The following is a 21,639-nucleotide window of genomic DNA, read 5'->3' as shown; positions in this document are numbered from 1 at the left end:
GTTTTTTTAATTGCAAAAATTGAACACTGCGTATATTATTATGTAAGTGTGAAACAGGTGTATAAAAAAATGAACATATATTATAGGGGGAAATTGAATGGATCAAACCATAAAAAAGACTGCTGGCCCACCGTATGGCGTTCTTGCCGTACTGATTGTCGGAGCTTTTATTGCATTCTTAAATAACACATTATTAAATATCGCACTGCCTTCAATCATGGCTGACTTAAAAATAGACCCATCAACTGGTCAATGGTTGATAACCGGTTTTATGTTAGTAAATGGAATTTTGATTCCATTATCAGCATTTTTAATTCAAAAATTTTCGGTCCGGCAATTATTCCTAGCAGCCATGCTTTTATTTACTTTTGGAACTGTTTTAGCTGGCTTTGCTCATGACTTTCCACTTTTATTATCTGGTCGGATGATTCAGGCTTCTGGGTCAGCGATTATGATGCCCTTGTTAATGAATGTAATGTTAACAAGTTTTCCTGTTGAAAAACGTGGATTAGCAATGGGGGTTTTCGGGTTAGTATTAATGTTTGCTCCGGCAATTGGACCGACTTTATCGGGTTGGATTATTGAACACTATGACTGGAGAATGCTCTTCCATTTTGTCACACCAATCGCGATTCTCGTCGTATTGCTTGGCTTTTTCTTACTTAAAGATAAAAAAGGTAAGGTTGATATTCGTCTTGATTTCTTATCTGTGGTGTTATCAAGCATAGGTTTCGGCGGAATACTTTATGGATTCAGTTCCGCTGGTAAAGAAGGATGGGATAGTCCGCAAGTTTATGGGACGCTTGCAGTTGGTCTCATTTCATTGGTAACATTTATTTTGCGTCAATTAAGACAAGAACGGCCACTTCTTAACTTCCGGATTTATAAATATCCAATGTTTGCATTATCTTCTGCTATATCCATGGTAGTTACAATGGCGATGTTTTCCGGGATGCTTCTTCTACCAATTTATGTCCAAAATATTCGCGGGATTTCCCCGATAGATGCGGGTTTAATGTTGTTGCCAGGGGCAATTCTAATGGCCATTATGATGCCGATTACAGGTAAACTTTTTGATAAATTCGGTGGTCGTGCTTTAGCTATTATTGGTTTAGCTATTACAGTGATAACAAGTTATTTATTTAGTAAATTAACACTGGAAACCACCTATACTCATTTAATTATTTTATACACGATCCGTATGTTTGGTTTTTCGATGGTAAATATGCCAATTACGACCAATGGCTTAAACCAGTTACCGGCACGGTTTTATCCTCATGGCACGGCGATGAATAATACGATGTCGCAGGTATCTGGTGCCATTGGTACAGCGTTGTTGGTTACGGTTATGACAACTCGTGCCAAAACACATGCAACTGAAATCGTTGAGGCTGCAAAGAAGGTTGTACCTAACCCTTCAATAAAGATTACAGAAGCCATGAAACTAAAAATGCAACATCAAATTGAGATGCAAGCTCTTTTGGAAGGAATTAATGATGCTTTCTTTGTAAGTGTATTTATCGCTGGCCTCGCTTTAGTTCTTGCCTTATTTATTAAACGGGCAAAACAAGCAGAAGATCCAGGTGAGATAAAACCGTCCGCTCATAAGGTAAAAACGAAATTAGCGGAAAATTAAATAGCTATTAGAGGGGGGCTTATATATAGTCACCTCTTTTTTTTGCAAAAAAACATTATCATATTTGCTTTTTTACACATAAACACTCAAAATTAAAGATGAAAAGTGAATCATAGGAGGACATTCCTTATGTTAAAAGACCAAATCAAACAGTACATATCTGAACAGAAAAATAACTCAAACGGCAATAGTATTACCATTTTTAAAGAAGAAAAGGAGTATCTCGAAAAAAATCAGCTGGGTGATAATATCCAATTTTCGGAGAAGGATGTTAGTGTCCGCTTTGCAGACGCCTACATTGAACGTTGTGATAAAGAAACAGAAAATATGCTAAAGAATGAATCGACTTCATTCTTGGCTCAGCCTCTCGATTACTTAAAAATGCATAAAAATGAATTTATTTATTTGGAGTCTAATTGGTTTGATTTAATTGGTGTCGAGGCTGTTTCAATAGAAGCGGATGATGTATTTGGGACATACGATGTAATGTTGGGATTAAAACTGCAAAAGAAATTTGAAAAAGCGTTAAAGGAAAATTTAAATACCCAATTACACGGGGATGAAGCAAAATTTGACTTAATGTTCAGCTTGGAAGATGGATTATGGAATTTGAATTTTGCCTTAAACTATGTGGAAGGTTTTACCGAAGAGATATCCATAGGTGAGGCGTTCCAGCTTATTTATCGCTTTTTATTTCAGTTGGTTGCGGCCGTAGAAGGGGAAAGGAAATAAAAATACCCAAAAACGCATGGATGATTTTCCATCCATGCGTTTTATGATTCCTTTGCTTTAACTATATCGAGAGGAGAGATGGTAGAACATGCGAGTCATTTCCTTGTGCCCTAGTAATACCGAAGTTATGGAATATCTGGGTTTAACACACTTATTAGTAGGAGTTGATGACTTTTCCGATTGGCCAGCCTCAATCAAAAATCTACCAAAGTTAGGTCCTGATTTATCGATTAACATGGATCTAGTTGAACAATTGCAGCCTGATATGGTCCTTGCTTCTTTAAGTGTTCCAGGGATGGAAAATAATATTGAGGATCTAAAGAAACGAGATATCCCCCATCTTGTTTTAAATCCACAATCATTAACAGATATTGAAAACGATTTAATCACAACCGCTGGAGTTCTTGGCGAACAAGAACGGGGAGTGGAGGCGGCTCGGCAATTTCGTTCCCGGCTTGAAAAAGTAAAACAGCAGAGTGTAAATCAAAGTTACCGACCACGTTTGTACTGGGAATGGTGGCCAAAGCCGATATTTACACCAGGAAAAATAAATTGGCTCACGGAGATATCCGAAGCTGCTGGGGCAATAAACATCTTTCAGGATATTGAATTGGCCAGTGTTCAAACGGAGTGGGAAGATGTAATAAGTCGCAAGCCCGATTTTATTTGTCTTGCTTGGGTAGGAGTGAGGAAAGATAAGATTCAAAAAAGCCTTGTTAAAAAGCGAACTGGATTTGAAGAACTAGGGTTTAAAAGTGATGACCAGATTCTCATTCTTGAGGAAGAACTGTACTGCCGCCCCTCACCCAGACTGCTCGATGGATTAGAAAGGTTAGTAGATTTGATTCATAGATTTAAATGACCACAGAAGCACTTTTTTTATTTTTGGATAAATGAAAAGGGAGGGTATTACCTCCTCCCTAAAAATCAACTAAAATCCTGCTCTGTAATCGAAATGGCTGAACCCGTTGATGTGTGCTGGTTTACCCAGTCTAACGAGGTTTCCGAGACATTAGTCCAATTGGGTATTTCTTCCTTATGCTGTTCAACCCAACTCATGCAGTACTGTGGGTCAATATTATAATCGAGGCACTGGGCTAGGAAAGATTGAATCGTTTCTTGGTTGCAATTCTCCCATGAACCACAAGTATTACTCCACACATTCTCCATTTTCGTTTGCAGCGATACATCATTAATAAAATTACTAAATTGGAAATCGTTAGGCATCCATGTTCCTCCTTAAAAAAATTTTCACTTCCTCAGTATGTCCAAGGAAAAAATAATTGAACAAAAATAATCTATAATATTGACAACTTTATCGTGATTTACCTTATTGAATTTTGTATCTTCCTTTTTAGGGTAAGATACAAAGTCAAAATTATACATCTAAGGATTAATATTCTTCATTATTCACGAGGATTGTGTAATAATCTTAATGATACCGATTTAATGAGATAAAGGTTGGATCGTAAAGGGGATTAGATATGAAAAACAGAAAAAAAACGGCACTTGTTCTAGGTGCTAGCGGACTAGTAGGAAATGAATTAGTAAAAATCCTCATTCAACAAAAAAATTATGAAAAGATCCATATATTAGTCCGAAGACCAATTGAAAGCAATCATCCCTCCTGTGAAGTGCATGTCGTTGATTTTGACAAGCTAGATACATACTCGGAATTATTTCAGGTAACAGATGTTTTTTGTTGTTTAGGGACTACTATTAAAAAGGCAAAAAGCAAGGAAGCTTTTCGAAAAGTAGACTATGAATATCCGGTCGAGGCAGCAAAAATCTCATCAAAAACTGGTGTAGAAAAATTTCTCATTATTACCGCGATGGGGTCAAATTCTAAATCATTAATTTTCTACAATCAAGTGAAGGGACGAGTGGAGGAAGCTTTACGTAAGTTAATTATACCATCTGTTCATATTTTCAGGCCATCATTATTGTTAGGAGAGCGGACAGAGTTTCGTTTTGGGGAAAGAATTGCGGAAAAAGCAAGTGCCTTTTTAAATATACTCATGGTTGGCGCATTACGACCTTATAAAGCGATTGAAGCAAGGAACGTCGCAGCAGCAATGGCAGCCGTGGCCCAGACTGATAAAAGTGGTGTGAACATTTATCCTTCACATGAGATTGAAAGAATCGCAAGAGAAAAAAATTAATACGATTTGAGAGGTTAGTGCAATGGAGAAGGGTTTAACTGGAAAGCGAGTTGTCATTAGCGGTTCGCGAAAAATAGAAGAAATAAGTACGATAATTGGAAAACAAGGAGGTGTTCCTCTAGTCCGTACTCTTCAAGGGACTGTATTTTTAGCAGAAAAGGAAGTGGAACCTGATTTACGCGAATTTGTAAAGAAAGGTGCCGATTGGGTGATCTTCACAACGGGGATTGGTTTTGAGACACTTGTGGAATTAGCAACAAAGCTTGGATTAAAAGAGTCCTTTTTAAAGAACCTTCGTGAAGCACAGATAGCATCTAGAGGCTATAAAACCCTTTCTGCATTAAAGAAATATGAAATTAAACCAATCGTGGTCGATGATGATGGAACAACAAAGGGATTAGCTCAATCACTCGAAACCGTAGATCTCTCTGGAAAAAGAGTTATGTTACAACTTCACGGGGAAACAGCACCAGTATTAACAAAATTTCTCGAAGATCGCGGTGCCATTGTCCAGAAGTTACTCCCATACCAGCATATAGCACCTGAAAAAGAGATGGTGGCAAGGTTATGTAATGAACTTCAGTCAGGTGAATGTGACGCGGTATGCTTTACTACGGCAACCCAGGTTCACTCGCTTTTTGACTATGCAAGAGAACATGAAATATTTACAGACATTGTTAATTCATTCAAGGAAAAAACAGTAGCTGCAGCCGTTGGAAAAGTTACCGCAGCAGCATTAAAAGAGCAAGGGGTAGAACGGATCCTTGTTCCTGAAAATGAGAGAATGGGAGCAATGGTTATCGAGTTGTCTAAATATTTTCAAAGTTAAACATGGCTGGGTGTACCTTCTAAATGGGGTACACTTTTTTTTTATAAAAAGGGGGGTCATTTCCTCCACATTCGTAGAAAATGTCGAGAAGTTTTTTACGATTGTTTTATAATAAGTCAGTTTTCCTTAGAAGGAAGAAGCATTGTTAGGTAAGTAATACTTTACTGATTAGACATTTGAAAATGAACAAATAAAGCTTGTAAGATTAATTGACAATTCGATTTCTTTTTACAATATTTTTGGTATTATTGTGTTAAATTGAAAAAGGATTCAGAAAAGTGTACAAGCAATCTGCCCTCTGATAAAACTATTTACAATATTCCATATAATTTCCAATTTACATCTAACAACAATACTCCCCTTAGGGTTACATTCATAGTAAACTACTTTCTTTTTACATAATGATTAAATAAATGCTTGCATCAATTTACAGATTGTTAGGTGAAATGTCTAAAATCAGTCTGTAAAATAATAATAAGATGCAGAATTTTCTGCGAAATAGATATTTGACTAAAGGAGTTGGTCCCTTTTTGGTAATATCAGTTTATTAAAGCGCTTACATTTTAAAGATCAGCACTTAAATAATTTATTTATTCCATATGTATTGGCCATAAACCATTCATATAAGAAGGAGGGCTTCTCTTTGGCGAATGAAAAAATGCAGCGTATATCCTTATCCAATCTTGAAAAGAACTTTCTAGAGGTGGAGCAGGGACTGACAAACCAAGAAGCTGTTGAAGAATCCAATCGGTGCCTCTATTGCTATGATGCTCCATGTATAAAGGCCTGCCCGACAGGTATTGATATTCCAACCTTTATTAAAAAAATTGCCTCAGGAAACTTACTAGGTTCCGCTAAAACAATCATGTCTTCAAATCCAGTTGGTGCAAGCTGTTCTAGGGTTTGTCCAACCGATGAACTATGTGAAGGTGCTTGCGTCCTAAATCATTCAACCAAGCCGATTATGATAGGCAATCTACAAAGATATGCTACGGATTGGGCAATGACAAATGAGCAAGTACTTTTTCGACCAGGTCAAGCGAATGGACGAACAGTTGCTGTCATCGGCGGTGGTCCGGCTGGACTATCGGCGGCAAGGGAACTGGCGAGATTGGGATACGAGGTTACAATATTTGAGGGGGCCGAGAAAGCAGGCGGCTTAAATACGTATGGAATTGTCTCTTTCCGTTTACCTCAAAGAATTTCCTTCTGGGAAGTAGAGCAGGTTGAGAAATTGAATGTAACCATTAAAACGAACACAATGGTCGGCAAGGATATTTCAGCCGAAGAAATTACTGAAAATTTTGATTATATAGTATTAGCAATAGGTATGGCACATGTTCCAAACCTGGGTGTTGAAGGCGAAAACTTAGCGGGTGTATTTGATGCGATTGAATTTGTCAAGGCAACAAAAAGTGGCCAGTTATCCGAAGAGTTTGTTGGAAAACGGGTTGTCGTAATTGGTGCTGGGAATACCGCGATTGATGGTGCGACTTGTTCCGTTCGGTTAGGAGCTGAAAACGTCAAAATCTTATACCGGAGAACGGAAGAAGAAATGACGGCCTATGAATTTGAATATGATTTTGCCAAACAAGACGGTGTGGAATTCCGCTGGTTAACAGCACCAAAAAGGATTATCGGTGATGAAACCGGGAAGGTAACCGGAATAGAGTGTATCAAAATGAAACTTGGGGATCCAGAAAAAGATGGACGGCGCAGACCTGTAGCAATCGAGGGTTCCGAATATGTACTTCCTGTCGATGCTGTGGTAAAAGCAATCGGTCAAACCAGACACCTGAAGTTAATTGAAGGGTTCGATCTTAGCCATGATGGCGGGGTTGTCAAGGTAAATCAAGAAACGTTCCAAACCTCCAATCCCAAAGTGTTTGGATGCGGAGATGTTGTGTTTGGTAAGGGGAATGGGGACGCCATGGTCGTAACCGCTGCGCAACAGGGAAAAGATGTGGCCTATGCCATTCATAAACAATATTCTGTTGTCGGAACGGCAAAATAACTTCTTATTTGATAAAAAGGGGAGAAAAATAGATGGCTGATTTACGTATTAATCTTGCAGGGATAAAATCTCCTAACCCGTTCTGGCTGGCATCAGCACCGCCTACCAACTCTGGCTATCAGGTACAAAGAGCCTTTGATGCTGGTTGGGGCGGGGCAGTCTGGAAAACATTGGGTGATCCTATTTTGAATGTATCATCAAGGTTTGCTGCAATTAGTTTTAACGGACAAAGGGTGGCCGGTTTCAATAATATTGAACTAATCACCGACCGACCTTTAGATGTCAATTTAAAAGAAATCTATGAAACCAAAAAGCGATTTCCTAACCATGCGATCATTGCTTCGTTAATGGTGGAACCAAAGCAGGAAAAGTGGCATGAAATCGTTAAACGTGTGGAGGATGTCGGTGTTGATGGACTTGAGTTGAATTTTGGCTGTCCCCACGGGATGGCAGAGCGCGGCATGGGTTCGGCTTCGGGCCAGGTCCCTGCACTTGTTGAGCGTCAGACCTTTTGGGTGAAAGAAGTTGCAAAGACACCTGTGATTGTAAAATTAACGCCAAATATCACTGATATTACGGCGACCGCAGAAGCTGCCTGCAATGGCGGTGCGGACGCGATCAGTATGATCAATACGATTAACAGTCTCATGGGTGTTGATCTCGATTCATGGAATACGATTCCACATGTGGCCGGAAAGGGTGCACACGGCGGCTATTGCGGACCTGCAGTTAAGCCGATTGCCTTAAACATGGTCGCTGAATGTGCAAGACATCCGCATATTAACGTGCCAATTTCGGGGATTGGCGGTATTTCCAATTGGAGGGATGCCGTTGAATTTATGTTGATGGGAGCCGCTGGCGTTCAAATTTGTACGGCCGCCATGCACCATGGGTTCCGAATCGTTGAAGATATGATTGAAGGACTCAGCAATTATCTAGATAGTAAAGGAATTGCCTCTGTGACTGAAATCATCGGAAAATCCGTCCCTAAATACTCGGATTGGGGCAACTTGGATTTAAATTACAATATCGTCGCAAAAATCAATACCGATGTCTGTATCAATTGCAATAAGTGTCATATTGCCTGCGAAGATACCTCGCATCAATGTATCGATATGTTGACGGACGCAAATGGAAAGAGCTTCCTCAAAGTGAGGGAAGAGGATTGTGTCGGTTGTAATTTATGTTCGATCGTATGTCCTGTAGATGGGGCGATTGATATGGTCGAAGCAGCAAGAGAACTGCCGCCGATGACTTGGAATGAACGACAGGCTGCCTTAAGTGGAGTTGTAGAATGTAAAGCAGATCTAACCAAGTAGAAGATATGGAGGGAATTATTGATGAAAAAAATTATCAAAAACGGAACCATTGTCACGGCTACAGACACATACCAAGCAGAAATATTAATTGAAGATGGTAAAATATCACAAATCGGGACAAATCTATCAGCGACTGGCGCGGAAATAATCGATGCGAAAGGTTGTTTTGTTTTTCCTGGAGGGATCGATCCACACACCCATCTCGATATGCCATTTGGTGGAACGGTGACAAAGGATGATTTCGAATCAGGGACCATTGCTGCTGCCTTTGGCGGAACGACAACGGTTATTGATTTTTGCTTAACCAATAAGGGGGAGCCGCTGAAAAATGCGATTCAAACATGGCATGATAAATCAGGAGAAAAAGCTGTTATTGATTATGGTTTCCACTTAATGATCTCAGAAATCAACGAGAATGTTCTCAGTGAGCTCCCTCAAGTTATTACTGAAGAAGGAATTACCTCTTTTAAGGTATTTATGGCTTACAAAAATGTATTTCAAGCGGATGATGAAACATTGTTCAAGACACTTATCTCTGCAAAAGAACACGGAGCCTTGGTCATGGTCCATGCAGAAAATGGGGATGTCATTGATTACTTAACGAAAAAAGCCCTTGATGAAGGGAAAACGGCCCCGATTTATCACGCACTAACGAGACCGCAGGAATTAGAGGGCGAAGCTACAGGGCGTGCAGCAAAATTTACGGGACTTGCCAATTCACAGCTATACGTAGTACATGTCTCTTGTGCAGATGCAGTGGAACAAATAGCGATAGCCCGAAGCAAGGGCTTTGATGTCTGGGGAGAAACCTGTCCTCAATATTTAGTCCTTGATCAAGACTGTTTAGAAAAGCCTAATTTTGAAGGGGCTAAATATGTTTGGTCACCGCCATTAAGAGAGAAGTGGAATCAGGATGTTCTTTGGAATGCTTTGAAGAGTGGTCAATTGCAAACGATTGGTTCTGACCAATGTTCCTTTGATTTTAAAGGGCAAAAGGATTTAGGAAGAGATGATTTTACTAAAATACCGAACGGCGGTCCAATTATTGAAGATCGTTTGTCGGTATTATTCTCTGAGGGGGTGAAGAAGGGACGGATTAGTCTAAATCAATTTGTTGATATTACCTCAACCCGCAGCGCAAAGCTTTTTGGCTTATTCCCGAAAAAAGGGACAATCACCATCGGTGCAGATGCAGACATTGTTATCTTTGATCCGAATATCGAACGTGTGATTTCGGCCGAAACACATCATATGGCTGTTGATTACAATGCGTTTGAAGGTATGAAGGTAACCGGCGAGCCGGTTTCGGTGTTGTCACGTGGGGAATTTGTTGTTCGCGACAAGCAATTTGTTGGAAAACCAGGTTCTGGCCAATATTTGAAGAGGGCAAAATATAATAAAAATACACTAGTAAACCAAAGTGAAACACTATCTATCTAGCTAATTATCTTAGCTTCACTTAAACACTAATCGAACTACTCCTATCTGCAATTGCTCAGATTTGCTGAGCAATTGCTTGATTAATTGTTGTTGACCGTTTGTTGAATTTGTCAGGCAACAGCTGCGGGCAGAGAGGTCTGGAGTTGGGTCGAGTCCCCTGTAACCGGCGGCGCTGCTTTTTCAGCCTTTTTAGTTGTTATTTTTAGTAATATGGGTTTTTGGGCGACATTAAGTGCAGATATTCCCACTATTTCACGCTTCATCAAGGCACCAAAAAATAAAAGGGGGAGATTTGATGTCAGATTATCAGCAATTTCTAGATGAAAGAGACAAAATTGATTTCCTTATTCAGAAGGGCTATCGCATAAATGGTGTTAAAGAACATTTAAATGGGGCTACTGTGGAATTTTTACATCCCAAAGGAAATGTATTTGAAACACTTTTGATTGGAACAGCAAATGCACGAAAATATTTTACTAGTCTTTTATTGAAGCAGAATCACACAAGTTCGTGAGGTGCTAAGTGTTAAAAGATAATAATAGGGGTGGGAAGTTTGGAATTCTATTTAAGATCAAAGGATAATGCGTACCCTTGTGTAGTCACAATAGATGAAGACAATGGACGTTATACGATACGAAAATCTGATTCTAGCGGTGAGTACTTCAACTCTCCTAAAGAATTAGTGGCCTGGATCATGGAAAATTGGCAGTCTGAAGACTTTCTAGATCGAAATGAATTTGAGTCAATGCTTAGTGAAATAAAAGTAAACTTCCCGATAATACTCTAGATATATATTGAAAGGATTGGTTGCAGGACCAATCCTTTTTCACCTATTCAATCTGTTTTCACTTTTGCGAGGAGAGCCAAATGATGAAAGAACATTTTCAATTAACGGTGGCAGATATTTTAAATCGAAAGCATTTTGAAAATGCACGGGTTATCGCTGGGGAAGACGGTATTCATCGATTCGTCAAATGGGTTCATATCGTCGAGGTCACCAGTATTCGAAATCTTCTTAATGGAGATGAACTTATTCTAGCAACAGGTGTTGCCTGGAAAGATAATACCGATTTATTTGTTTCGATGATAATGGAATTTCTTGAAAACAATGCAGCTGGTTTATGTATTGAAATGGGGACATACATGACAGCCATCCCAGCGGAAGTCATAGATATTGCTAATGAACATCAATTTCCGATTATTATTTTTACACAGGAAGTTCCGTTTGTGAAAATTACTCAAGACATCCACTCAATCATTATTAACCAGCAATACCAGAAGATTTCAGATTTAGAGCATTACTCGCAAAGCTTAAATAAACGACTTCTAACGATGGAGAGTTATGGTGATATTCTTCAATGCATTTTTTCTGCATTGGACTTACAAATTATTTTCCGCTTAAAGAATCTGGACTATGAATTTGTCCCGGAAATTAGTCAAACTGAACAAAAAAAACTAATGACCCAGCTTGAAGGGACCAAAATACACCCATGTGATCATATAGCGTCTGCCCCTATATTCTTGTTTGGACAAGAATATGCAGAGTTATTTATTTGTTCAGAGGATATCCCTATCAGTGAATACGATTTATTGATTTTGGATCGTACCGCAACAGCACTGGCCCAGCATTTATTAAGGGAAATGTATGTTGAAGAAAAAAAGCGTGTCGAGGAGTTTGAGTGGCTTTACGGCTGGCTTGAGGGTGAACATTCACTCGAAAGCATTAGTGAATATTTTACCCTGAACGGGATTAAAACAAAAACGAATGAAGCAGTGGTCTTAATCACAAAGCTTATTCCTCTAAAAGAAAAAATAACCCAAGATGTTACCTATTTAAAGTTATTATTTCGCTCGGTATTTGAACAGAATGGCTTCACTGTGTTTCCTGTTGAAAAAAGGAATGAGCTTACATTCATTCTTGTAAATAATCGGACGAAAAAGAATGTAAAGGAACGGATTAAGAAGGCAATTGAATCCATTACCGAATCAGAGTTTATTAGAAAACAGTGCTCAGCAAAAATCTTGATTGCGGTAGGAAATTTTATTGGAAATTTAAATGAAGTACATAAAAGTTATCTCACAGCGAAGGAAACTCAGCGAATACAACAAAAGATGACCAATAAAGCGACCTATTATTTTTATGAGGATCTGCATTTATATCGTCTTATTTCACAAATGAGTAAACACGTTAACCTAAAAGAGATTGCAGCAGAGTATTTACAGCCTGTTATTCAATATGATCAAAAATATAATGGCAAGCTGCTAGAGACATTAAAGGTCTATTTAGAATGTAATGGATCAAAACAAGAAGCCGCAAGCAAGCTTTTTATTGTCAGGCAAACACTGTACCATCGCCTACAAAAGCTTGAAAACATTCTGGGAGAAGACTTTATGGAACATGAAAAACGAGTAGCTATCGAATTCATGCTACTTGTCCAAGATTACTTATCAGCTTCCCAACAAAATACAAGCAATACCAGTTTCAGAAAAACAGAATAAATGTCCAATTGACTATTCAAATCGTCAAAGAATTGGTTCGCCTCAATTAACAGTTCGTCTAATGAAAGCGTGGTTTAGATACGAGATAATGAGATTATAAGGCTATCAAGGTAGAAAATTCAAACACTATATATAAAAAATTTAGGAGGTTAGATATATGAGTGTAACAAAAAAAGATACGGCCATTTTAAAAAATTTCATTAACGGTGAATGGGTGAACTCGAACAGCGTCCAAACACTAGATGTACCCAATCCTGCTACGAATGAGCTGTTAACAAAGGTGCCTGTGTCAACGAAAGAGGATGTAAATCTAGCAGTGGCAGCGGCTAAGGCTGCATTTAAGGAGTGGAAGAATGTCCCGGTTCCAAAAAGAGCCAGAATTCTTTTTAAATACCACCATCTGTTAACTGAAAACCATAAAGAATTAGCAAGATTAATTGTGCTAGAAAATGGAAAGGCATACAAAGAAGCTTACGGTGAGGTCCAGCGCGGGATTGAGTGTGTTGAATTTGCATCAGGTGCTCCAACGTTAATGATGGGAGAAACGTTATCAGGTATTGCTGAAGATATTGATTCCGAAATGTTCCGTTACCCTGTAGGGATTGTCGGCGGGATTACACCCTTTAACTTCCCGATGATGGTCCCGCTATGGATGTTCCCGCTAGCGATCGCTTGTGGTAATACGTTTGTGCTAAAGCCATCTGAACGCACACCAATATTAGCTAATAGATTAGCAGAGTTGTTCATGGAAGCTGGTGCACCAAAAGGCGTGTTAAATGTGGTCCACGGTGCTCATGATGTTGTCAATGGCTTACTCGAGCATATGGACATTGCGGCCATTTCATTTGTTGGCTCACAACCTGTTGCAAAGTATGTTTATCAGCGAGCTGCTGCAGAAGGAAAGAGAGTTCAAGCCCTATCTGGAGCTAAAAATCATCATATTGTCATGCCTGATGCAGATATGGATAAGGCTGTCCAACATGTGATAACTTCTACGTTTGGAAGTGCGGGACAACGTTGTATGGCCTGCAGTGCAGTTGTTGTTGTCGGTGATAATGAGCCGTTTGTAGCCGCATTAAAGAAAAAGGCAGATGAACTAATCATTGGTAACGGAATGGATGATGAAGTGTTATTAACACCGATTATCCGGAGGGAACACCGTGAAAAAGTACTTGGCTATATTGAAAAAGGCCTTGCGGAAGGCGCTGATTTGATTAGGGATGGACGCAGAGAAATGGATGAGCTCCCAGAAGGAAATTTCTTGGGACCTACTATTTTTGATCACGTCACACCTGAAATGACAATTGCCAAGGAGGAACTCTTTGCCCCGGTATTAAGTCTCCTTCGTGCCAATGATTTAGACGAAGGGTTGGAATATATTCGAAAGTCCAGGTATGGCAACGGCGCAACCATCTATACGAACAATGCGAAAGCGATCCGTCAATTCCGTGAAGAAGCAGAAGCAGGTATGCTTGGCATTAATGTTGGCGTACCGGCAACAATGGCATTCTTCCCATTTTCGGGCTGGAAGGATTCCTTCTATGGTGACATGCATGTAAACGGGAAAGACGGCTTAAATTTCTATACGCGCAAAAAAATGATTACATCTCGTTTTGACGGTTAAGCAAGTGGCAAAATTACTTTTGGTGTCAGGCACCTTTGAAATGGAGGGAAGCACGATGGTTCAAACAAGTCGTCCTCAGGAAACTTTATTGGAACAGGATGATAAATATGTATGGCACTCAATGAAGCCTTATAACCCTAAAGCCACAATCGTTGCAGCCAAGGCTGAAGGGTCATGGGTGACTGATGCCGACGGGAAACGTTACTTAGATGCGATGGCAGGCCTTTGGTGTGTGAACGTCGGTTATGGCAGGACCGAGCTTGCCGAAGCGGCCTATGAACAACTGAAGGAAATGGCCTATTTTCCACTTTCTCAAAGCCATGTTCCAGCAATTAAACTAGCAGAAAAGCTGAATCAGATGTTAGGAGATGAATATGTCATCTTTTTCTCAAACAGCGGCTCCGAGGCAAACGAAACCGCCTTTAAAATAGTAAGACAGTACCATCAGCAAAAGGGTGAACAAAATCGTTACAAAATTGTCTCCCGCTATCGAGCGTATCACGGGAATTCTATGGGGGCCTTGGCTGCCACCGGGCAAGCGCAAAGAAAATACAAGTACGAACCGCTTGCACCAGGTTTTATTCATGTCTCACCACCGGATTCCTACCGGGATGATACGAATGTAGGAGATCCGAAGGAATTGTCTTCCGTCAAAGAAATTGACCGGACCATGACATGGGAGTTAAGTGAAACAATTGCGGCAATGATTATGGAACCGATTATTACCGGAGGTGGTGTCCTCATTCCGCCCGATGGCTATATGAAAGCGGCAAAAGAGGTATGTGAAAAACACGGGGCACTGCTCATTGTCGATGAAGTCATTTGTGGCTTCGGCCGTACAGGAAAGCCATTCGGGTTTATGAACTATGGCGTGAAGCCAGACATCATAACGATGGCAAAAGGGATTACCAGTGCGTACCTGCCCCTTTCCGTTACAGCTGTCCGTAAAGACATTTACGAAGCATTTAAAGGCACAGAGGAGTATGATTACTTCCGCCATGTCAATACGTTTGGAGGAAATCCAGCTGCTTGTGCGCTCGCTTTAAAAAATCTTGAAATTATGGAAAATGAAAAATTATTTGATCGTTCCCGTGATTTAGGGGAGCAACTCTTAAATGATTTAAAGAATCTTTTACAAGACCATCCCCATGTTGGCGATGTCCGTGGAAAAGGGTTATTGATCGGAATTGAATTAGTAAAGGATAAGCGGACCAAGGAACCATTGGAGAATGACCTTGTCAATCAGGTTATCGTCAATTGTAAGCAGGAAGGAATTATCATCGGAAAAAATGGCGCAACAGTAGCAGGATATAACAATGTATTAACACTGGCACCGCCATTAACGATTAAGCAGGTAGATTTAACCTTCCTGATCAAAACACTTACTGAGTCACTTCAGAAAATTAGATGAAAATAAAAAAAGAACCCATGTATTTACAAATTGAACTGCCCCCCGTCAAGTAGACAGTGGAAATAATAAAAATGCACTAAGCGGCTTTAGCTCTATATTCCATAGGGCTAAGGCCGTTTAGTCGTTTTTGATATCTTTCATAATTATAAAATTTAATGTAATCGTCTATCGCAATAGAAAGTTCTTCGAATGTCTCATACTTATGTAAATAATACTTTTCACATTTAAGTGTTCCCCAAAAAGATTCCATTGGCCCGTTATCAATACATCTACCCACCCGCGACATACTATGCGTCATCTCTTCGGCATCTAACTTTCGTTTAAATCCATGAGAGGTGTATTGATACCCTCGATCACTATGAATAAGTGGTTTGTCTCCATCTAAATGGGTTATTGCTTGGTCTAGTGTCTTAAAGACAAGGTTATTATTATTTGAATGTCCTAAAACATAGCTAACAATCGACCCATCATATAGATCACGAATCGCACTTAAATAAGCCTTTTTTGATTGGCCATATTTAAATTCGGTGACATCCGTAACCCATTTTTCATTCGGTTTTTCCGCTGTGAACTCACGATTGAGCACATTTTCTGCAACGTGTTGGGGAGTTGAGGGCTTATAACGTTTCTTCTTTTTCCGAATGACGCTTTCAAGGCCAGATATCTTCATTAGTCTATAAATTCGCTTATGATTGAGGTCCTCCTCGAATTTTCGATTCATATTTAAAGTCATTTGACGGTATCCATAGATTCCATCAACTTTCTCATGAAGAGACTTCATTTCCTTTATAATTTCTTCATTTCGAATCTCACGAACAGAAGGTGTGCGATTTAGCCACTTATAATAAGCAGATCGTGCAATTCCTGCAACCTCACAGAGTAAGACAATAGCGAGATTTTCTTCCTGATGTAGCTCTTGAATTGCGATATACTTATCTTCAAATCGAATTTGACTTATCTTCGCCTCCTTTCGATCTCCTCTAACTTTTTTAAGAATTCGTTCTCTGCACGTAAACGTTCATTTTCTTTTTCCAGCTTTCGCATCTCGAGTTTAACCTTCTCTTCTGGAGAAAGCTCTGCTTCTACTTTATTCTTTCCTCGCTTATCCCTAAGCGCTTCGTCTCCACCATCTTCATGCTTTTTAACCCACTGATATACTTGTTGATAAGAAACTTGATAGGTCTCGGCTGCTTTTTGATAATCTTTACCGTTCTCCAAGCAATAATAAACAATTTGTTTCCGTTCATCTAAAGTGGTTTTTCTTCCTTTAGTCATAGAGCTCGTCCTTCCGTGTGACGTATCCTTTAATTCACTATGACTATTATACTTGTTAATCCATTTCCTGAGGACCGATAAATCCGATATTTCATACCTTCTTGTAATCTCTCGTAAAGAATATTTACCAGAAAGGTAATCCCTTATGGCGGATAGTTTTAGTTCCTTAGAATACCTTTTCCAAGTGGAAGACTCCTTTAGACCGTCCGTCCCATACTTATCAAATTTATGTTTCCATTCCAAAATAGAGGAGTGGTGTACTTTATAAATTGATGCGACTTCGTTTATCGAATATTGATTATCCACCAACACTTTCAATATCTCGAATTTTTCTTCTACAGAATAGGACCTTTTAGACATAATAAATACTCCCCAATAAGTAGCCAGATTTTTTATTTTTTAATCTGTCTACCTATTGGGGAGCATATCAAATGTAAATTTCATGGGTTCTTTTTTTCAAAGGTTATCTATTTTTTCTCCTTCTAGGTCGAAACCGGAAATCGTCACTACTTTCATAATCGGTAAAGGTATTAACAACTGGGGCAGCATCCACAAAATTATTTTTCACTTTTTTAGGCATCACAGCCGCCACTTTAACCTCCTTAACTACATCAGCTATTACCACTTCAATTTCCTGTTGCGGCTTTTTGTTCTTAGCATTTCCAGTTTCATCTTGGACACCTTCAACCTCATTACTCAGAGTCTCAACATCAGTACTAAAAGTTTTTACGTCAGTACTTAAAATTTCACCATCAGTACTTAGAGTTTCATCATCAGTACTAAAACTTTTTAATTCAGTACTAAAACTTTTTAATTCAGTATTAAAAGTTTTTAATTCAGTACTATGAGTTCTAACTTCAGGTACTTCCTCTTTAATTTCATCCATTACATCGATCACCTCAACCACCACTTCTTCATCGGCAACAACGTCCTCATTTTCATTACTTAATTGCGCTTCATCCTCAGTTACTTCAAGCATTTCGTCATCTTCGATTAAAGGTTGTTGTTTTACTCTTATAATTTTTCCAAGTGCATTTGTCCTCTTAACAGCGATTCCAATTATTTCATCAATTAGAGCAGTGAATTGATCAAAGTCCACATAATTTTCACCGCTAGTTTGGATGACTTTTAGAAAATCCTGATGAAATAGATTAAATTCTTGTTCGAACTGTTCGCGGTCCATTTCTCTAAAAGATGTTCCTTTAATACGAATAAATCCATAAATTAATTTACTCAATACCTTAGAAACGGCTTGCAATTCCTCCTCACTTAAATCAGAATCATTCGTTAGATAATAATGGACATCCCGTAGGGTTTGATAATAACTCTTAAAATTCCGGCTTATTTGTAGAAAATCAAAATTACTCATAAGAAATATCCCTCCATATATATTTAATGTATAATATTCGGAAGCAACGCAATGGTCTTTTTTATTTAAGATATGTAGGGATTATGCATATAGAAGGGATTATTTTTATGAAAGTGATAAATTTTATTAAAGAGTGGCAGCAGGCTCTTCAAAATGAAATATTCCATTTAAAAAAATTTGGCAGTAATAAATTTCAAGTTTCAAATGGCAGGTTGCTTTCAACGGAAGGTTCCTATACATACTACTTTGATACCGCTATTTCTATCCGTATACCGATTGGGTCTCAGGTTCGACTGGAATGGGGAAGCATGAAACTGAGTGGACGAGTCCTTTCTTCAGAAGGTAAAGGAGTGATGCTCTCCTTGGAGCAATCTTTCGGAGATTTAATCCCTGAAGCGCAGCTTTTTCACGATCCTTGGGAGCTGCTAGACCAGCTCATTGAACGTCTCGATGAGATGAAAAAAAATAAGCAAAAACGAATCAGAGTGAAACGGTTGATGGACCCTTCGATGCCTGCTAAGCATCCGGTTGAAAAAAGTAAAAGCAATGTTCATGAGTTAGTTTTACGTTCCAAATACAACCCAGTTACCTTCGTTTGGGGCCCACCTGGAACAGGTAAAACCTACACCTTGGCTCGGGTAGCTGCTAATAAGTATTTTCAGGAAAAAAAAGTGTTGATTTTATCGCACAGTAACCAAGCGGTCGATGTTTTAATTAATGAGATATCGACCTTTATTAAAAAGAAAGACCGGTTCCGTGAAGGGGATGTTCTCCGCTATGGCTTAAATACTGGAGAGCAGCTCGTACATCATGAAGCGGTTACAACAAGCCAGCTCCTTCAGAAAGAAGACCCTCAGCTTGCGGAAGAGAAAGAAATGTTAATAGAGGAAAGACGGAAACTAAAACAGGGTATCGCCCGTTCTTTTAGCAAAAGGGATACAAATCAATTGCTAGAGCTTGAGACCAAGATTGCCAGGGTCCTCGAAAAGATTCGCCAAAAGGAACTTGAATTTATCAAGGAAGCGTTTATTGTCGGGACAACATTGGCTAAGGCAGCGGGAGATGCAGCCATCTATGAAAAAGAATTTGAGATTGTAATCCTTGATGAGGCAAGCATGGCTTATGTTCCTCAGGCGGCATTCGCTGCTTCACTCGGAAAGCGTGTCATTATTTGTGGCGATTTTAAACAATTACCACCAATTGCCTCTTCTCGAGATCCGTTAGTCACGATGTGGCTAAAAGAGGACATCTTCCACCGGGCAGGCGTTGTCGATTGGGTAAAGAATGGGATGCTTCATCCGCACTTATTTTTATTAAAAGAGCAACGGAGAATGCACCCGGATATTTCTGCGTTTACGAATCAGACTATTTATCATTCGCTTGTGGGGGATCATGAAAGTGTTCTAAAAAGTAGAAAAAGAATCGTCGACCTAGCGCCTTTTCCAGGAATGGCAGCGGTACTTCTTGATACAAGTCATCTTGGGGCACATTGCATGACAGAAAAGGGGTCAAATTCACGGTTGAATTTGTGGCAGGTATTATTGTCCTTTCAATTAATCCATGAATCCTACCAGGCTGGGTCAAGATCGATTGGATATGCCACACCATACCGTGCTCAAGCCAATTTAATGGAGCTGATTCTATCAGATTTATATGAACAAGAACTCTTAGCAGCCGATATTATTGCTGCGACCGTACACAGATTCCAAGGCAGTGAGCGTGATGTCATGGTTTTTGACACCGTTGACAGTGAGCCACAAACACGGGCTGGGATGCTTCTAACTGGCAAGGATAGTGAACGGTTGATCAATGTTGCGATCACAAGAACGAAGGGAAAGTTCATTCATGTCAGCAATCAATCCTTTATCCGGAAGCATGTCTATAATCGTAAAACAATGCGTCAGCTTGTAGAACATCAAGAAAGAAATCAGCAAACTATCGGGACAAAAGATATTGGAAAATGGATAAAGGATCAGCACCCAAGATTGCAATGGATCCATGCACTTAAGTTAGAGAAAGTATTCAGAGACATTGATTCTGCTAGATCATCGATCATTATTTCTTTACCAGAACAAACATTTCTTTCCGCACAATGGAAGGATAAGCTGAAAAATAGGAGCCATTCTGTAAAATTAACTGTCTTTTCAGGAGAGCCTTGGGCGGAGTTGCAACCAAATCAATTGTTGCACGAAAGCCTGTCGTTTCCATTTATCATGATTGATGAGCAGCTTTTGTGGTTAGGTTTACCGGTTGAGGCGGTAAAAGGAGTACAACCGCCTTATATTGCAGCCAGACTCAATTCAGAGATGGTATGTGAGTATTTTATGGGACAGTTTCAGGCTCGGGAGTAGTTGTAATATAAGTTTGAGTGGAGGGGAGTCCCTCCACTTTTAAATAACCAGAATGATAATTTCACTAAATGAACTAATTTGTCTATAGTTTGACATAATAACCTAATTTAATTAAAATTAGATTATATAATCTAATTAATTTGGTTAAAGGGGATAAAAAATGAATTATCCTATATCAATTTTTATACTGGATGTAAGCAATTCCTCATCAGAAAAAATGGGGGAGGAACTCACCGTTTATTTGGATGAGTTAGTCGACAGGATTACTTGTTGGACAAAGAATATTGGTCCTATTCAAATAAAGCATCGTGCTGGAGATGAAATTATTTTTGTTGGACCTGGTTATTCGACCGCTTATAAGATTGCATTTTTTGTAAGCAGGATATGGAGATACAAGGATCATATGCCTTATTTTGGCTTGGCATTTGGTGATATTGAAAAGGAATTAAAGGAAGTAGATCTTGAAAAATGGATCCATCCATTAGTCAAACAGGCTAGATATGCAAATGATTTAATAAAACAAGAAAAGAACAGAACGCTATTTAAGTTTGAACTGGACCAGTTTTACCCAAGTGATATGAATTACTCGTTACCATATCACCAGTTCAGAAATGAATTTGAGACACTGATGAATACGTTATTAAATTTGCAGCTAAAATTTATTAGGAGTCAAACGGAAATTCAGGAGCTCGTATGTTCACTCTACCTTATTTTAAATCAGCAAAAGGCGATTGGAAAGCTTCTAGGGAGAACGGCTCCTACAATATCGAGCCATTTTAAAAAGGGAAATAGTGAAGAAATCCTAGATACTTTTTCAAAAATTATTAGTATACTGCATTCATTACAGGAAAAGGCCTACCCTGAATGTACAAACAATCCACAACAGATAAATGAAAAATTAACTAAAAGCATCCGGAATGATTTGAAGGGAAGAATGAATACATTCATTGATTCTTAGATTCCAACATAGAGAGAGGA

General features: G+C 39.1%; 18 protein-coding genes and 1 pseudogene. 16 read left to right on the top strand and 3 right to left on the bottom strand.

Going from position 1 to position 21,639, the window contains the following annotated elements:
* Positions 1 to 97: 97 nt before the first annotated feature.
* The 3 genes from CCK98_RS18355 (at position 98) to CCK98_RS18345 (ending at position 3,230) form a co-directional block, all read left to right on the top strand.
* Entirely contained in the window at positions 98 to 1,636 is a 1,539-nt protein-coding gene (locus tag CCK98_RS18355) for a DHA2 family efflux MFS transporter permease subunit (RefSeq protein ID WP_088087887.1), read from the top strand.
* A gap of 129 nt (positions 1,637 to 1,765) precedes the next feature.
* On the top strand, positions 1,766 to 2,368 hold the full coding sequence (locus tag CCK98_RS18350) for a branched-chain amino acid aminotransferase (protein ID WP_088087886.1): 603 nt from the start codon (positions 1,766 to 1,768) through the stop codon (positions 2,366 to 2,368).
* Positions 2,369 to 2,456: 88 nt separating this feature from the next.
* The gene (locus tag CCK98_RS18345) at positions 2,457 to 3,230 is read left to right on the top strand and encodes a cobalamin-binding protein (RefSeq protein WP_088087885.1); all 774 of its coding nucleotides are present in this window, start codon (positions 2,457 to 2,459) and stop codon (positions 3,228 to 3,230) included.
* Between the two features lie 65 nt (positions 3,231 to 3,295).
* Here the strand turns inward: CCK98_RS18345 and CCK98_RS18340 are convergent, their stop codons facing one another.
* The gene (locus CCK98_RS18340) at positions 3,296 to 3,595 is read right to left on the bottom strand and encodes a hypothetical protein (protein ID WP_088087884.1); all 300 of its coding nucleotides are present in this window, start codon (positions 3,593 to 3,595) and stop codon (positions 3,296 to 3,298) included.
* 257 nt (positions 3,596 to 3,852) lie between these two features.
* Between CCK98_RS18340 and CCK98_RS18335 the strand changes: the two genes are divergently transcribed.
* The 11 genes and pseudogenes from CCK98_RS18335 to CCK98_RS18290 all read left to right on the top strand — a co-directional run bounded on the left by CCK98_RS18335 (position 3,853) and on the right by CCK98_RS18290 (position 15,666).
* Positions 3,853 to 4,530 carry an NAD-dependent epimerase/dehydratase family protein gene (locus CCK98_RS18335; RefSeq protein ID WP_088087883.1) on the top strand — a complete coding sequence of 226 codons (678 nt, stop codon included), beginning with the start codon at positions 3,853 to 3,855 and terminating at the stop codon, positions 4,528 to 4,530.
* Positions 4,531 to 4,552: 22 nt separating this feature from the next.
* Positions 4,553 to 5,359 carry a uroporphyrinogen-III synthase gene (locus CCK98_RS18330; RefSeq protein ID WP_088087882.1) on the top strand — a complete coding sequence of 269 codons (807 nt, stop codon included), beginning with the start codon at positions 4,553 to 4,555 and terminating at the stop codon, positions 5,357 to 5,359.
* Positions 5,360 to 6,017: 658 nt separating this feature from the next.
* Positions 6,018 to 7,373, top strand: coding sequence for an NAD(P)-dependent oxidoreductase (locus CCK98_RS18325; RefSeq protein WP_088090458.1), 1,356 nt, complete (start codon positions 6,018 to 6,020; stop codon positions 7,371 to 7,373).
* Between the two features lie 32 nt (positions 7,374 to 7,405).
* A complete protein-coding gene (preA, locus tag CCK98_RS18320) occupies positions 7,406 to 8,692 on the top strand; it encodes an NAD-dependent dihydropyrimidine dehydrogenase subunit PreA (protein ID WP_088087881.1) in 1,287 nt (428 codons plus the stop codon).
* 21 nt (positions 8,693 to 8,713) lie between these two features.
* Positions 8,714 to 10,132: a dihydropyrimidinase gene (gene hydA, locus CCK98_RS18315; RefSeq protein WP_088087880.1), complete on the top strand. Its 1,419-nt coding sequence runs from the start codon at positions 8,714 to 8,716 to the stop codon at positions 10,130 to 10,132.
* Between the two features lie 114 nt (positions 10,133 to 10,246).
* Positions 10,247 to 10,426: pseudogene (locus CCK98_RS36420) on the top strand (nitrate reductase); the annotation flags it as partial.
* Position 10,427: 1 nt separating this feature from the next.
* A complete protein-coding gene (locus CCK98_RS18310) occupies positions 10,428 to 10,646 on the top strand; it encodes a hypothetical protein (RefSeq protein ID WP_088087879.1) in 219 nt (72 codons plus the stop codon).
* Between the two features lie 30 nt (positions 10,647 to 10,676).
* A complete protein-coding gene (locus CCK98_RS18305; protein WP_373408501.1) occupies positions 10,677 to 10,919 on the top strand; it encodes a hypothetical protein in 243 nt (80 codons plus the stop codon).
* Between the two features lie 83 nt (positions 10,920 to 11,002).
* On the top strand, positions 11,003 to 12,631 hold the full coding sequence (locus tag CCK98_RS18300; protein ID WP_088087877.1) for a PucR family transcriptional regulator: 1,629 nt from the start codon (positions 11,003 to 11,005) through the stop codon (positions 12,629 to 12,631).
* Between the two features lie 157 nt (positions 12,632 to 12,788).
* Positions 12,789 to 14,255 carry a CoA-acylating methylmalonate-semialdehyde dehydrogenase gene (locus CCK98_RS18295; protein ID WP_088087876.1) on the top strand — a complete coding sequence of 489 codons (1,467 nt, stop codon included), beginning with the start codon at positions 12,789 to 12,791 and terminating at the stop codon, positions 14,253 to 14,255.
* Positions 14,256 to 14,310: 55 nt separating this feature from the next.
* Positions 14,311 to 15,666: an aspartate aminotransferase family protein gene (locus CCK98_RS18290; RefSeq protein ID WP_088087875.1), complete on the top strand. Its 1,356-nt coding sequence runs from the start codon at positions 14,311 to 14,313 to the stop codon at positions 15,664 to 15,666.
* A gap of 76 nt (positions 15,667 to 15,742) precedes the next feature.
* On the opposite strand, the gene CCK98_RS18285 is transcribed toward CCK98_RS18290, so the two are convergent.
* Together CCK98_RS18285 and CCK98_RS18280 are read right to left on the bottom strand one after the other, a co-directional pair.
* Positions 15,743 to 17,301 (bottom strand): IS3 family transposase gene (locus CCK98_RS18285; protein ID WP_088087874.1). Its coding sequence is split into 2 segments (ribosomal slippage): positions 15,743 to 16,668 and positions 16,668 to 17,301, totalling 1,560 coding nucleotides; the frame shifts between segments, so codons are not numbered across the junction.
* Between the two features lie 103 nt (positions 17,302 to 17,404).
* Complete coding sequence (locus CCK98_RS18280) at positions 17,405 to 18,310, bottom strand: hypothetical protein (RefSeq protein ID WP_088087873.1); 906 nt, start codon at positions 18,308 to 18,310, stop codon at positions 17,405 to 17,407.
* A 107-nt stretch (positions 18,311 to 18,417) separates the two neighbouring features.
* Between CCK98_RS18280 and CCK98_RS18275 the strand changes: the two genes are divergently transcribed.
* Together CCK98_RS18275 and CCK98_RS18270 are read left to right on the top strand one after the other, a co-directional pair.
* Positions 18,418 to 20,661 carry an AAA domain-containing protein gene (locus CCK98_RS18275; RefSeq protein ID WP_088087872.1) on the top strand — a complete coding sequence of 748 codons (2,244 nt, stop codon included), beginning with the start codon at positions 18,418 to 18,420 and terminating at the stop codon, positions 20,659 to 20,661.
* Positions 20,662 to 20,821: 160 nt separating this feature from the next.
* Positions 20,822 to 21,619, top strand: a complete 798-nt coding sequence (locus CCK98_RS18270; RefSeq protein WP_088087871.1) for a hypothetical protein — start codon at positions 20,822 to 20,824, stop codon at positions 21,617 to 21,619.
* Positions 21,620 to 21,639 lie beyond the last annotated feature (20 nt).

This window comes from Bacillus sp. OV166 (assembly GCF_900177675.1).
Classification (GTDB): domain Bacteria; phylum Bacillota; class Bacilli; order Bacillales; family Cytobacillaceae; genus Neobacillus.
Note: the sequence above shows the minus strand (reverse complement) of the source record. Positions and strands in the feature narration are given on the sequence as shown.